At 65.4% G+C, this 14,440-nt stretch carries 12 protein-coding genes; 1 reads left to right on the forward strand and 11 read right to left on the reverse strand.

All coding sequences use genetic code 11. The annotated features are described in order from the left end of the window. Positions 1–8: 8 nt before the first annotated feature. Positions 9–2,072 (forward strand): polyphosphate kinase 1, encoded by a 2,064-nt coding sequence (gene ppk1 / locus PI86_RS05195; protein WP_039319476.1) that lies wholly within the window; start codon positions 9–11, stop codon positions 2,070–2,072. A gap of 114 nt (positions 2,073–2,186) precedes the next feature. Here the strand turns inward: ppk1 and phoR are convergent, their stop codons facing one another. The 11 genes from phoR to PI86_RS05250 form a co-directional block, all read right to left on the reverse strand. Beyond that, a complete protein-coding gene (gene phoR / locus PI86_RS05200) occupies positions 2,187–3,506 on the reverse strand; it encodes a phosphate regulon sensor histidine kinase PhoR (protein ID WP_014897419.1) in 1,320 nt (439 codons plus the stop codon). A gap of 57 nt (positions 3,507–3,563) precedes the next feature. Further along, a complete protein-coding gene (phoB, locus tag PI86_RS05205; protein WP_006750313.1) occupies positions 3,564–4,265 on the reverse strand; it encodes a phosphate regulon transcriptional regulator PhoB in 702 nt (233 codons plus the stop codon). A gap of 33 nt (positions 4,266–4,298) precedes the next feature. Then, the gene (gene phoU / locus PI86_RS05210) at positions 4,299–5,003 is read right to left on the reverse strand and encodes a phosphate signaling complex protein PhoU (RefSeq protein WP_014897420.1); all 705 of its coding nucleotides are present in this window, start codon (positions 5,001–5,003) and stop codon (positions 4,299–4,301) included. An 18-nt stretch (positions 5,004–5,021) separates the two neighbouring features. Continuing rightward, positions 5,022–5,870 (reverse strand): phosphate ABC transporter ATP-binding protein PstB, encoded by an 849-nt coding sequence (pstB, locus tag PI86_RS05215; RefSeq protein ID WP_039319486.1) that lies wholly within the window; start codon positions 5,868–5,870, stop codon positions 5,022–5,024. 15 nt (positions 5,871–5,885) lie between these two features. Further along, complete coding sequence (gene pstA, locus PI86_RS05220; protein WP_039319488.1) at positions 5,886–6,779, reverse strand: phosphate ABC transporter permease PstA; 894 nt, start codon at positions 6,777–6,779, stop codon at positions 5,886–5,888. Continuing rightward, positions 6,776–7,762: a phosphate ABC transporter permease PstC gene (gene pstC, locus PI86_RS05225; RefSeq protein WP_014897423.1), complete on the reverse strand. Its 987-nt coding sequence runs from the start codon at positions 7,760–7,762 to the stop codon at positions 6,776–6,778. Before pstC ends, pstA begins: the two co-directional genes overlap by 4 nt. Positions 7,763–7,856: 94 nt before the next feature. After that, positions 7,857–8,891, reverse strand: coding sequence for a phosphate ABC transporter substrate-binding protein PstS (gene pstS / locus PI86_RS05230; RefSeq protein WP_039319490.1), 1,035 nt, complete (start codon positions 8,889–8,891; stop codon positions 7,857–7,859). Between the two features lie 455 nt (positions 8,892–9,346). Next, positions 9,347–10,702 carry a phosphoglucosamine mutase gene (gene glmM, locus PI86_RS05235; protein ID WP_039319492.1) on the reverse strand — a complete coding sequence of 452 codons (1,356 nt, stop codon included), beginning with the start codon at positions 10,700–10,702 and terminating at the stop codon, positions 9,347–9,349. Between the two features lie 35 nt (positions 10,703–10,737). Next, positions 10,738–11,631 carry a dihydropteroate synthase gene (gene folP / locus PI86_RS05240; RefSeq protein WP_039319494.1) on the reverse strand — a complete coding sequence of 298 codons (894 nt, stop codon included), beginning with the start codon at positions 11,629–11,631 and terminating at the stop codon, positions 10,738–10,740. A gap of 76 nt (positions 11,632–11,707) precedes the next feature. Beyond that, positions 11,708–13,603 (reverse strand): ATP-dependent zinc metalloprotease FtsH, encoded by a 1,896-nt coding sequence (ftsH, locus tag PI86_RS05245; protein ID WP_014897427.1) that lies wholly within the window; start codon positions 13,601–13,603, stop codon positions 11,708–11,710. A gap of 166 nt (positions 13,604–13,769) precedes the next feature. Continuing rightward, entirely contained in the window at positions 13,770–14,432 is a 663-nt protein-coding gene (locus PI86_RS05250; RefSeq protein ID WP_039319496.1) for an RlmE family RNA methyltransferase, read from the reverse strand. Between the last annotated feature and the right edge of the window lie 8 nt (positions 14,433–14,440).

A 14,440-nucleotide genomic window follows, 5' to 3' on the forward strand; every position in this document is an offset into this window, starting at 1 on the left:
CTCTGCCGATGTCCGTCCGTTATCCGCTTCTCAATCGTGAACTCGGCATCCTCGGTTTCAACGAGCGCGTGCTGGCCCAAGCGGCCGACCCGCAAGTTCCGTTGCTCGAGCGCCTGCGCTTCATCTGCATCACGAGCAGCAACCTCGACGAATTCTTCGAAGTCCGCATGGCCGGCCTTCAGGAACAGATTCGCGACAACCCCGGCGCACTGACGCCCGACGGCATGTCGCTGCAGCACGCCAGCGATCTCGTCGTCGAACGCGCGCAGCGGCTCGTGCACCGTCAGTACACGATGCTGCACGAGACCGTGCTGCCCGCGCTCGAACAGGAAGGCATCTACTTCCACGCGAGCGACACGTGGAACGACGAGCAGCTCGATTGGGCGCGCCGCTACTTCCTCGATGAACTGCTGCCGGTGCTGACGCCGATCGGCCTCGATCCCGCGCACCCGTTCCCGCGCGTGCTGAACAAGAGCCTGAACTTCGTCGTCGAGCTCGAAGGCCGCGACGCGTTCGGCCGACAGGCGGTCATGGGCATCGTGCAGGCGCCGCGCGCGCTGCCGCGCGTCGTGCGCATGCCGCAGGCGCTGTCGGGCTTCGAGCACGGCTTCGTCCTGCTCAGCTCGTTCATGCAGCGCTTCGTCGGCGAACTGTTCCCGCAACTCGTCGTCAAGAGCTGCAACCAGTTCCGCATCACGCGCAACAGCGAGCTGTTCGTCGACGAGGACGAAATCACGAACCTGCGCGTCGCGCTGCAGGGCGAACTGCCCGCGCGTCACCTCGGCAACGCGGTGCGGCTCGAAGTGTCGGCCGACACGCCGCAGCACATCGTGCGGCGCCTGCTCGAGGAAAGCCTGCTGGACGAGAAGGACTGCTATCGCGTGGCCGGCTCCGTGAACCTCGTGCGCCTGATGCAGATCCCCGATCTCGTCGACCGCCCCGACCTGAAGTTCACGCCGTTCGCCGCATCGATCCCGACCGCGATCGTGAGCGCGCCGACGATGTTCGACGCGATCGACGACGGCGACATCCTGCTGCACCATCCGTACGAGAGCTTCCAGCCGGTGCTCGAACTGCTGCAGCAGGCCGCGAAGGACCCGAGCGTCGTCGCGATCAAGCAGACGATCTACCGCACCGGCACCGATTCGCCGCTGATGGACGCACTGATGGAAGCCGCGCGCAACGGCAAGGAAGTGACGGTCGTCGTCGAACTGCTCGCGCGCTTCGACGAGGAAACCAACATCAACTGGGCGTCGCAGCTCGAAGCCGTCGGCGCGCATGTCGTGTATGGCGTAGTCGGCCACAAGTGCCATGCGAAGATGATGTTGATCGTGCGGCGCGTCGTGCAGGACGGCAAGGCATCGCTGCGCCGCTACGTGCACCTCGGCACCGGCAACTATCACCCGCGCACCGCCCGCCTCTACACCGACTTCGGGCTGATGACGGCCGACCAGAAGATCTGCGAGGACGTCCACCACGTGTTCCAGCAACTGACCGGGATCGGCGGCGAACTCACGCTGCACGAGCTGTGGCAGTCGCCGTTCACGCTGCATCCGCGCATCATCGAATCGATCCAGGCGGAGATCGACAATGCGCGCGCCGGCAAGCGTGCGCGGGTGGTCGCGAAGATGAACGCGCTCCTGGAGCCGTCGGTGATCGCCGCGCTGTACGAGGCGTCGCAGGCCGGCGTCAAGGTCGACCTGATCGTGCGCGGCGTGTGCGCGCTGAAGCCGGGCGTGCCGGGGCTGTCGGAAAACATCACGGTGCGCTCGATCGTCGGCCGCTTCCTCGAACACCACCGGATCTACTATTTCCACGCGGGCGGCGCCGAGGATGTCTATCTGTCGAGCGCCGACTGGATGGACCGCAACCTGTTCCGCCGCGTCGAAGTCGCGTTCCCGATCCGCGAGCGCAAGCTGAAGCGCCGCGTGATCGCCGAAGGGCTGTCGGTCTGCCTCGGCGACAACCAGTTGGCATGGCAAATGCAAAGCGACGGCCACTACCGCCGGCGCCGCGCAGGCAAGACGATTCGCAACGCGCAGCTCGGCTTGCTCGCGAAGTTCTGTACGTAAACACACGGCGGACGGTTTCGCGCCGCACGCCAAACAAAAAAGCACAGCCCGCGGGCTGTGCTTTTTTATTTCAGGTGGAGCGCCGCAGTGCGGCACCCGACCCGCGTCACGCGCTCACGCCTCGAACGTGGCCGGCCGGATCGCGATGATCCGCGCTGCCGGGAAACGCGCGGTGAACGTGCTGCCGCGTCCTTCCTCGCTCTGCACATACAGGTGCGAGTCGTGCCGCTGCAGCACGTGCTTGACGATCGCGAGCCCGAGCCCGGTGCCGCCCGTATCGCGCGAGCGGCTGCGGTCGACGCGGTAGAAGCGCTCGGTCAGCCGCGGCAGGTCGGCGGCTGGAATGCCGAAGCCGCTGTCGGTGACGGAGAACACGCCCTGCGCGCCCTCGCGCCGCCACGACACGACGATCTTGCCGCCGTCCGGCGTATAGCGGATCGCATTGGTGACGAGGTTCGCGAACGCGCTGAACACCTCGGTCTGCGCGCCCGTGACGCCGAGCGTCTCGTCGATCGAGAACGCGATCTCGTGATGCCCGTTCGACAGCGTCTGCGCGTCCTCCTTCAGATGGTCGAACACGGCGCGCATGTCGATCGCGCGATCGAGCGGCGGCTTGCTCTCGCCCTCGAGCTTCGCGAGCACCAGCAGGTCGGTGACGATGTGCCGCATCCGCGACGCCTGCTGCTCCATCATCTCGAGATAGCGCGCGCGATCTTCCTCGTTCAGCGGCAGTTCGCGCATCGTCTCGAGGAAGCCCGACAGCACGGTGAGCGGTGTCTTCAGCTCGTGCGACACGTTGGCGACGAAGTCGCGCCGCATCGCGTCGGTGCGCTCGAGCTCCGTGATGTCCTGCGTGAGCAGCAGCTTGCGGTTCTCGCCGTACGGAAACACCTGCACGGCCAGCACGTTTTGCCGCGAGTCGCCCATCCCGTGCATCACGAGCGTTTCGTCGTAATGCTGCGCGTTCAGATAGCGGACGAAATCGGGATGACGCACCAGGTTCGTGATGTGCTGGCGCAGGTCGCGCTTTGCATCGAGGCCGAAATGCACCTCGGCGATCGCGTTGCACCACTCGATCTGGTCGTGGTCGTCGAGCATCGCCACACCGTTCGGCGACGCCTGGATCGCCTGGATGAAGCGCGAATGCTGCTGCTCGACCTGACGCACCTGCGCATGCCACTGCTTCGCGAGCTTGTGCAGCCGGTAGTAGATTTCGCCCCAGATGCCCGGCGCGCTCGGCACCTCGCCATAGACGGGGGCATCGAGCAGACGCCACAGGCGTTGCGTATGGAAGGTACTGAAGAAGCCCTGCGCAACCAGCATCACGACCGCGAACCCCAAGCCCGCGATCGGGCCGGCGAACACGCCGACCAATACGCTGAGCAGCACGAGCAACACGAGCGACACGAGAAAGCGCGCCCAGATGATGTTCATGATTCAGCGCCCGAAAGAAGGAACGGCATGCCGTGGCACACGGCATGTCCGGATACGTTACGCGTGCTTCGCGAGCCGGTAGCCGCTGCCGCGCACGGTCTCGATCATCGCATCGCAGCCGGCCGGTTTCAAGGCCGCGCGCAATCGTTTGATGTGCACGTCGACGGTGCGCTCCTCGACGAACACGTGATCGCCCCACACCTGGTCGAGCAGTTGCGTGCGGCTGTGCACGCGTTCCGGATGCGTCATGAAGAAATGCAGCAGGCGGAACTCGGTCGGACCGAGATCGAGCTTGATCTCGCTGCCGTCGCCGTGTGCGGCGACCCGATGCGTGGCCGGATCGAGACGCAGCCCGTTGATCGACACGACGTCCTCGGTCAGCTGCGGCGCGCGGCGGCGCAGCACGGCCTTGATCCGCGCCATCAGTTCCTTCGGCGAGAACGGCTTCGTCACGTAGTCGTCCGCGCCGATCTCGAGGCCGAGCACCTTGTCCTGCTCGTCGCCGCGCGCGGTCAACATGATGATCGGGATATGCTTGGTCCGTTCGTTGTTGCGCAGGTCGCGCGCGAACGCGATGCCGGACTTGCCCGGCAGCATCCAGTCGAGCAGCACGAGATCGGGCAGCACATCGCTGATCAGGTTCTGCGCCTGCTCCGCGTTGTACGCCCGGATCGGGCAGTGGCCGGCATGCTGGAGATTCACCGAGATCAGTTCGGAAATCGCTGGCTCATCTTCAACGACGAGAATGTTGCTGGGCATCGGCACCTCTGTTTTTTCCTGTACGTGGTGGCGTTAACTGTTGGCTTCGCGGTCGAGCGTGTCGCGCGGCTGGTGCCGCACGTCGGTGCCCTTCACGATGTAGATGATGAACTCGGCGATGTTCTTCGCGTGGTCGCCGATCCGTTCGATCGCCTTCGCGATGAACAGGTATTCGAGGCCGACCGAGATCGTGCGCGGATCTTCCTGCATGTACGACACGAGCTTGCGCACGAACGCGCGGAATTCCAGGTCGATTTCCTTGTCGTCCTTGACGATCTGCGCGGCGGCCACCGTATCGAGGCGCGCGAACGCGTCGAGCGCGCGGCGCAGGATCGTCACGGCCATCTCGCCCGACACCTTGATCTCGGCGATGTTCACCGTGCGCGCGGCCGGTTCGTCGACCAGGCGACGCACGCGCTTCGCGATCTTCTCGGCCTCGTCGCCGGCGCGCTCGAGGTTCGTAATCGTTTTCGAGATCGACATCAGAAGACGCAGGTCACGCGCGGCAGGCTGCCTCCGCGCGATGATGTTGCCGCATTCCTGGTCGATGTCGACTTCCATCGCGTTCAGCGTTTCCTCGGCCGCGATCACCTTCTCGGCCGCATCGCGGTCGAATTCGTTGAGCGCGTGCATCGCGCCCACGATCTGCGACTCGACGAGCCCGCCCATTTCCAGCACTTTCGACGACACGGCATTCAGGTCCGCGTCGAACTGGCTCGACAGATGTTTATCCGACATGGTTGTGATTCTCCGTCATCAGCCGAAACGGCCGGTGATGTAGTCTTCCGTTTCCTTGCGCACCGGCTTGATGAAGATCTTTTCGGTTTCGCCGAATTCGATCAGCTCGCCCAGGTACATGTAGGCCGTGAAGTCCGAGCAGCGCGCGGCCTGCTGCATGTTGTGCGTGACGATCACGACCGTGTAGTCGCTCTTCAGCTCGGCGATCAGTTCTTCGATGCGCCCCGTCGAGATCGGGTCGAGCGCCGAGCACGGTTCGTCGAGCAGCAGCACTTCCGGTCGGATCGCGATGCCGCGCGCAATGCACAGACGCTGCTGCTGGCCGCCGGACAGCCCGTAGCCGCTCTGGTTCAGCTTGTCCTTCACTTCGTTCCACAGCGCCGCCTTGGTCAGCGCCCATTCGACGCGGTCGTCCATTTCGGAGCGCGTGAGCTTCTCGAACATCTTCACGCCGAACGCGATGTTGTCGTAGATCGACATCGGGAACGGGGTCGGCTTCTGGAACACCATGCCGATCCGCGCGCGCAGCAGCGAGATGTCGCGCTTGGTGGTCAGCAGGTTCTCGCCGTCCATCAGGATTTCGCCTTCGGCGCGCTGCTCCGGATAGAGCGCGAACATCTTGTTGAAGGTGCGCAGCAGCGTCGACTTGCCGCAGCCCGACGGGCCGATGAACGCCGTCACCTTCCCTTCGGGAATGCGCAGGTTGATGTTCTTCAGCGCGTGGAACTTGTTGTAGAAGAAGTTGAGGTTGTTGACCTCGATCTTCGCGTTCAGCGGCGCCAGCGGACGGCCATGTGCCGCATCGTGCGTGCCGGCGGGCGCAGCGGTGCGCTCGACGGGATTCAGGTGGCTTTCTGCCATATTCATCGGATTGCTCCGCCGTTACTTTTTCGAGAAGATCGAGCGCGCCAGGATGTTGAGTCCGAGCACCCCGAGCGTAATCAGGAACACGCCTGCCCATGCGAGCGATTGCCATTCCGCGAACGGGCTCATCGCGAACTTGTAGATCGTGACGGGCAGGTTCGCCATCGGCTGGCTCATGTCCCACGAGAAGAACTGGTTCGACAGTGCCGTGAACAGCAGCGGCGCCGTTTCGCCGGCAATCCGTGCGACCGCGAGCAGCACGCCCGTCACGATCCCGCCGACCGACGCACGCAGCGTGATCTTCAGCACCATCCGCCACTTCGGCGTACCGAGCGCGACGGCCGCTTCACGCAGTGCGTTCGGCACGAGCTTCAACATGTTCTCGGTCGTGCGGATCACGATCGGAATCTGCAGCAGTGCAAGCGCAATCACGCCGGCCCAGCCCGAGAAGCGCCCCGACTTCGCGACGACGATCGCGTACACGAACAGGCCGATGACGATCGACGGCGCCGACAGCAGGATGTCGTTGATGAAGCGAATCGTGCTCGCCAGCAGGTTCTTCTGGCCGTATTCGGCGAGATAGACGCCCGCGAGAATGCCGATCGGCGTGCCGACCAGCGTACCGAAACCGCACAACAGCAGGCTGCCGACGATCGCGTTCGCCAGACCGCCGCCTTCCGTGTTCGGTGCCGGCGTCGATTCGGTGAACAGCTGCAGCGACAGGCCGCCGATGCCGAGATGCACCGTCGTGTAGAGAATCCACACGAGCCACAGCAGGCCGAATGCCATCGCACCGAGCGACGCGGTGAGCGCGATCGCGTTGGTGACCTTGCGCTTGCGCTGCAGCCGGTTGCGCATCGCCTCGAGGACGGCGCCGTCCGGCCCCGGGAAATTCATGATGGGCTCGCTCATTTCTTGCCCTCTCCCTTCTCGAGACGAAGCAGCAGCAGTTTGGAGATGGACAGCACGATGAACGTGATCACGAACAGGATCAGGCCCAGTTCCATCAGCGCGGACGTATGCAGGCCCGGTTGCGCTTCCGCGAATTCGTTCGCGAGCGCCGACGTGATGCTGTTGCCCGGCGCGAACAGCGACACGCTGTCGAGCAGGTTCGTGTTGCCGATCACGAACGTCACGGCCATCGTTTCGCCGAGCGCGCGGCCGAGGCCGAGCATCACGCCGCCGATCACGCCGGTCTTCGTATAGGGCAGCACGACCTTCCACATCACTTCCCACGTCGTGCAGCCGATCCCGTAGGCCGATTCCTTCAGCAGCACGGGCGTGACTTCGAACACGTCGCGCATCACCGACGCGATGTACGGGATGATCATGATCGCGAGGATCACGCCGGCCGCGAGAATGCCGATGCCGATAGGCGGGCCGGCCGTCAGCGGGCCGAGCACCCACACGTTCGCGAACAGGTGGCCGATCGGCTTCTGGAAATATTCGGCGAAGATCGGGGCGAACACGAGCAGCCCCCACATGCCGTACACGATCGACGGAATCGCGGCGAGCAGTTCGATCGCAATGCCGAGCGGACGGCGCAGCCACACGGGCGACAGCTCGGTCAGGAACAGCGCGATGCCGAAGCTGACGGGCACCGCGATGGCGAGTGCAATGATCGACGTCACGATCGTGCCGTAGATCGGCACGAGTGCGCCATAGACATCCGAATTGGGATCCCACTCGGATTGCAACAGGAAGCCGAGGCCGAACTTCTGGATAGTCGGCATCGACGCAATGATCAGGGAAACGATGATCCCGCCCAGCAGCAGCAGGGTCACGATCGCGGCAAGCCGTGCGAGGCCGCCGAACAGAACGTCTCCGAGGCGGCTCGGCGCGCGCTGCTGCGCGGCGTCGGCGGGTCGGGAGGACGTGTAGGAAATATCAGACATGGGCGCCTGTTCTGGATCGCCGGGCGCCGTGACGCCCGGCCTTACCGCACACACTGCCCGACCGGCACGGCCGGGCAGCGAACCGCTGCAATACTTACTCGGCGGCGACCGGCTTGCCCGATGCGTCCGTCACCTTCGTCTTCCACTGCTTGCGGATTTCCGTCTCGACCGCCGGCGGCAGCGAGATGTAGTCGAGGCTGTCGGCTGCCTTCTCGCCGTTCTTGAACGCCCAGCTGAAGAACTTCAGCGTTTCGACGCCCTGCTCCGGCTTGTCCTGCTTCGCGTGCAGCAGCACGAAGGTCGCGCCGACGACCGGCCATGCTTCCTTGCCCGGCTGGTTCGTCAGGATCTGGTAGAACGACTTCGACCAGTTCGCGCCCGCGGCAGCAGCCTTGAACGTTTCGGTCTTCGGCTCGACCACCGTGCCCGTCGAGTTCTTCAGCGCGGTGTAGATCATGTTGTTCTTCTTCGCGTACGCCCATTCGACGTAGCCGATCGCGCCCGGCAGGCGCTGCACGAAGGCTGCGACGCCGTCGTTGCCCTTGCCGCCCGTGCCCGTCGGCCAGTTGACCGTCGTGCCTTCGCCGATCTTCGACTTCCACTCGTCGTTGACCTTCGACAGGTAGTTCGTCCAGATGAAGCTCGTGCCCGAACCGTCAGCGCGGCGAACGACCGCGATGTCCGTATCCGGCAGCTTGACCTTCGGGTTCAGCGCGGCGATCGCCGGGTCGTTCCACTTCTTGATCTTGCCGAGGTAGATGTCGCCGAGCACCGGGCCCGACAGCGTCAGTTCACCGGCCTTCACGCCCGGCACGTTGACGACCGGCACCACGCCGCCGACCACCGTCGGGAACTGGAACAGGCCTTCCTTCGCGAGCTCTTCATCCTTCAGCGGAGCGTCCGAGCCGGCAAAATCGACCGTCTTTGCATTGATCTGCTTCAGGCCGCCCGACGAGCCGATACCTTGGTAGTTCACCTTCGCGCCGCCGGACTGCTGATAGTCAGCGGCCCATTTCGTATAGATCGGCATCGCGAACGTGCTGCCTGCGCCCGTGATGTCGGCAGCTTGAGCGGCGACGGCGAAAAGCGCGCCAGCCAGGCCGGCAATCGCGGTTTGCATCAATTTCATGAGACCTCCAGTGTGTGAGCGGATGACTACGGCACCGCGAAGGTTAGGGGCTCCTCATGACGTTAATGTGACAATCGATGAAACTGGCGTGACAGTAACATGACTGGTTGAAAGGGAGTAGCGGGCGTCCGGCGGACCGCCGCGGAGGCGCGGCGCGCCGGGGATGGCGGCAAGGATTGCCGGCCCGGCAGGGATGGTGGAGGCACGCGCCGACGCGGGCTGCGAGCGGATCGTATCGCAGCCGGCACCGGCCGCAAAGCCCCTTGCAACTGGCTGCCACGATTCAGGGGCGGGAGGTTTTCCTGGACAGACGAAATGCGCGTCGCAGGCACCGTCCGTTAATAACGCAAACCTTTGCGTATGAAGAATTGCGGCGCCCGCAGGCGCCGCATGTCGATTCACCGGAGCGCCGGCGCGCACGCGGCCGAACCGGCGCGCGCCGTCGCTGCTTCGGCTCAGCTCGTCGCCACGCGCACCGCGTCGGCGATCGCCTCCGCATGGCGGGTCGCGTCGGCCGCGTGCTGCGCCTCGACCATCACCCGCAGGACCGGCTCGGTGCCCGACGCGCGAATCAGCACGCGGCCGCGGCCGGCGAGCGCGCTTTCGGCCGCGTCGATCGCCGCGCGAATCGATGCGCTGCCCTTCCAGTCGGCGCCCGGCTTCATCCGCACGTTGATCAGCTTCTGCGGGAACAGCGTGACGCCGTCGAGCATCTGCGCGAGCGTGCGGCCGCTGCGCTTGAGCGCGGCCAGCACGAGCAGTGCCGACACGATGCCGTCGCCGGTCGAATGCCGGTCGAGCGACAGGATGTGGCCCGAGCCTTCCGCGCCGAGCTGCCAGCCGCGCTCGCGCAACTGTTCGAGCACGTAGCGGTCGCCGACCGCCGCGCGCACGAACGCCACGCCCTCGCGCTGCAACGCAACCTCGACCGCGAGGTTCGTCATCAGCGTGCCGACCGCGCCGTCGACCTTGCCGTCGGTGGCGATCCGGTCCTTCACGAGCACGTAGAGCAGTTCGTCGCCGTTGAACAGCCGGCCCGTCGAATCGACGACCTGCAGGCGGTCCGCATCGCCGTCGAGCGCGATGCCGAGATCCGCGTGGTTCGCGCGCACCGCGCGCACCAGCGCGTCGGGCGCCGTCGCGCCGACGCCGTCGTTGATGTTGAAGCCGTTCGGCGCGACGCCGATCGGGATCACGTCCGCGCCGAGTTCATGGAACACGTGCGGCGCGATCTGGTACGCGGCGCCGTGCGCGCAGTCGATCACGAGCTTCAGCCCGCGCAGGTCGTATGCGGCCGGGAACGTGCTCTTGCAGAACTCGATGTAGCGGCCGGCCGCGTCGTCGAGGCGGCGGGCCTTGCCCAGCCCGTCCGACGGTGCGCATTCGAGCGGCTTGTCGAGCCACGCTTCGATCGCGGCTTCGGTATCGTCGGGCAGCTTGTTGCCGTCCGCGGAGAAGAACTTGATGCCGTTGTCGTGATACGGGTTGTGCGACGCGCTGATCACGACGCCGGCCGACAGGCGCAGCGCGCGCGTCAGGTATGCGACGCCCGGCGTCGGCATCGGGCCGGCCAGCATCACGTCGACGCCGGCCGCCGAGAAGCCGGCTTCGAGCGCGGCCTCGAGCATGTAGCCCGACACGCGCGTGTCCTTGCCGATCAGCACCGTCGGACGCGCGCCGGCCGCGACGTCGGACGTGCCGGCCAGTACCTTGCCGGCTGCGTAGCCGAGACGCAACACGAAATCAGGCGTGATGGGCGCATCGCCCACCGTACCGCGAATGCCGTCCGTGCCGAAATATCGACGCCCCATGTGAACCTTCCTCCTTCGTCTTTCCGAGTTCTGACTTATTGTTGCCGCGCGGCTTCGCGCACGGCGTTCCAGACCTTCAGCGCATCGACCGTCGCCGCGACGTCGTGCACGCGCACGATCGCGGCACCCCGCGCGACCGCACACAACGCGGCGGCCACGCTCGCCGCGACGCGTTCCATCGGCGGCTTGCCGCCGATCACCGCGCCGAGCATCGACTTGCGCGACATCCCCGCGAGAATCGGATACGCGCGCCCGTCGGGCCGCGCGGGCGCCGTGTCCGGCAACGCGGCAAGCAGCGCGTAATTGTCGTCGACCACCGCCTTGCCGAACCCGAACCCCGGATCGACGCAGATCCGTTCCGGCGCGATGCCGGCGTCGCGCAGCGCCTGCGCGCGTGCGGCGAGAAAGTCGCGCACGTCGGTCACGACGTCGCCGTAGTCGGGCTCACCGACCTGCATCGTCTGCGGCTCGCCGAGCATGTGCATCGCGCACAGCCCGCTGTTGCCTTCGCGCACCGCGTCGATCGCGCCCGGCTGGCGGAACCCCCAGATGTCGTTGATCAAATCCGCGCCCGCCGCGAGCGCCGCGCGCATCACGGCCGGCTTGTAGGTGTCGATCGACAGCGGCACGTTCAGCGGCCGCAGCGCCTCGACGAGCGGAATCACGCGTGCGAGCTCCTCGTCGAGCGGCACGGGCGGCGCGCCTGGGCGCGTCGACTCGCCGCCGATGTCGATCAGGTCGACGCCGTCGGCGATCATCCGCTCGGCCTGGCGCAGCGCATCGTCGCGCGCGAGGAAACGGCCGCCGTCAGAAAACGAATCGGGGGTGGCGTTGAGGATGCCCATCACGAGCGGGCGCTCGAACGTCAGCGAGAAGCGGCCGCACTGGAGCGGCGCGGGAATGAACGCGGAAACAGCGGAATCGGACACGGGCAGGAGGCGTTGATGAAAGCAAAACGGGCCGGTGTGAAGCCACACCAGCCCGTGAACGGTGCTACAGCGGAGGTTATGCCGGCGAAGCAGGCGCCGGTGCGTTGCCCGGCTTTACTTCGGCGGCCGTACCGCCACCCGACGAATCGCCGCCGACAGCCGGCGAGCTCTTCGGCGAGCGCGGCGGGCGCCCTTCCATGATGTCGTTGATCTGATCGGCGTCGATCGTCTCCCACTCCATCAGTGCGGCCGTCATCGCCTCGACCTTGTCGCGGTTCTCTTCGAGCAGGCGGCGCGCAAGGCCGTACTGTTCGTCGAGCACGCGGCGGATTTCGCCGTCGACCTTCTGCTGCGTCGCTTCCGAGATCGTGCGCGTGAAGCCGCGGCCGAACGGACCGTTGTCGCTCTCGTCGTCGACGTAGACCATCGGTCCGAGCGCGTCGGTCATGCCGAAGCGGGCCACCATCGCGCGCGCCGTCTGCGTCGCCTTGTTGAAGTCGTCCGATGCGCCGGTGCTGATCAGGTTCAGGAACAGCTCCTCGGCCACGCGGCCGCCGAACAGGATCGCCAGGCGGTCGAGCAGGTAGTCCTTCGAGTACGTCTCGTTGTCATGCTCCGGCAGCTGCCACGTGACACCCAGCGCGCGACCGCGCGGGATGATCGTGACCTTGTGCACCGGATCGGCCTTCGGCAGCAGCTTCGCGATCACCGCGTGGCCCGACTCGTGGTAAGCCGTCGCGCGCTTCGCTTCCTCGCGAATCACGGCCGACTTGCGCTCCGGACCCATGAAGATCTTGTCCTTCGCGTCCTCGAAATCCTGCATCTCGACGATGCGCTTGCCGCGGCGTGCAGCGAACAGCGCCGCTTCGTTCACGAGGTTCGCGAGATCCGCACCCGAGAAGCCCGGCGTGCCGCGCGCGATGACCGCTGCGTCGACGTCGTTCGCGATCGGCACCTTGCGCAGGTGCACGCGCATGATCTGCTCGCGGCCACGGATGTCCGGCAGGCCGACATAGACCTGGCGGTCGAAACGGCCCGGACGCAGCAGCGCCTTGTCGAGCACGTCGGAACGGTTGGTCGCGGCAATCACGATCACGCCCGAGTTCGCCTCGAAGCCGTCCATCTCGACCAGCATCTGGTTCAGCGTCTGCTCGCGCTCGTCGTTGCCGCCGCCCATGCCGGCGCCGCGATGACGACCGACCGCGTCGATTTCGTCGATGAACACGATGCACGGTGCATGCTTCTTCGCCTGCTCGAACATGTCGCGCACACGGGCCGCACCGACACCGACGAACATTTCGACGAAGTCGGAACCCGAGATGCTGAAGAACGGCACCTTCGCTTCACCCGCGATCGCGCGGGCGAGCAGCGTCTTGCCGGTACCCGGGGGGCCGACGAGCAGCACGCCGCGCGGAATGCGACCGCCCAGCTTCTGGAATTTCTGCGGATCGCGCAGGAAGTCGACGAGCTCGGACACTTCTTCCTTCGCTTCGTCGCAGCCCGCGACGTCGGAGAAGTTCACCGCGTTGTTGTTCTCGTCGATCAGCCGCGCGCGCGATTTCCCGAACGAGAATGCGCCGCCTTTGCCGCCCCCCTGCATCTGCCTCATCATGTAGAACCAGAACACGATGATCAGGATCGTCGGCCCGAGGTAGTACAGCGCGGACATCAGCGCGTTCGGCTCGTCGTCGGCCTTGCCGCTGACCTGCACGCCGTACTTCATCAGATCGCCGACCATCCAGATGTCGCCGGGCGACACGATCTGGTATTTCTGGCCATCAGCCGGAGTGACGGTGAGGTTGCGCCCCTGCACGATGACAGTCTTGACCTTGCCGTTCTTGGCGTCGTCCATGAACTGCGAATAGGACACACCTTCCTGGACGCGGGGCTTGTCGAACTGCTTGAACACCGTAAACAGCACCAGTGCGATCACCAGCCACACTGCTGCCTTCGAAAACATATTGTTGTTCAAAGCACCACTCCTTCACTCGTAGACGAGCGCCTACATTTTCCTTGCGGCGCTCCTCGGTCATTCTAATCCAGTCCGACCACCCCCGCCATAAGCATTGACAACCGCCGCGATAGCGATTCGCTTGCCAGGCAAGGGCCGGAGCCCGTTTGCGGCACCCCGCCCCGCGTCACCGCGGATGCTTCAGTTGCCGACCCAAAATGAACGTTTCGGACGATTTGTCGCGGGACGCCTTCGGCTTGCGCGGCGCGACGATCTTAAACTGCTGTTTGAACTTTTCAACGATCTGGCTGTAGCCGCTGCCGTGAAAACACTTCACGAGCAGCGCACCGTCCGGCTTCAGATGGTTCTGCGCGAATTCGAGCGCCAGATCGCACAGATGCTCGATGCGCGCCGCGTCCGCCGAGGCCACGCCGGAGAGGTTGGGGGCCATGTCGGAAATAACAAGGTCCACCGAGCGACCTTCGAGCACTTCTTCGAGCTGGTGGAGGACGGTGTCCTCGCGGAAGTCGCCCTGGAGGAAATGGACGTCGGCGATCGGCTCCATCGGCAGGATGTCGAGCGCAACGATCGTGCCGTCGATGCCGCCCTCGCGCTCCGCGTCGCGCTTCTTGCCCTGCGCGAGCTTGTTGCGGGCATACTGGCTCCAGCTGCCCGGCGTCGCGCCGAGGTCGACGATCACCTGGCCCGGACGGATCAGCTTGTCCTGCTCGTCGATTTCCTTCAGTTTGTACGCGGCACGCGCGCGATAGCCCTCCCGCTGCGCCATTTTGACGTACGGGTCGTTGATGTGGTCGTGCAGCCAGTGCTGGTTAAAGCGGTTTTTTGCCATTCGAGAGA

The organism is Burkholderia sp. A9 (assembly GCF_000801975.1).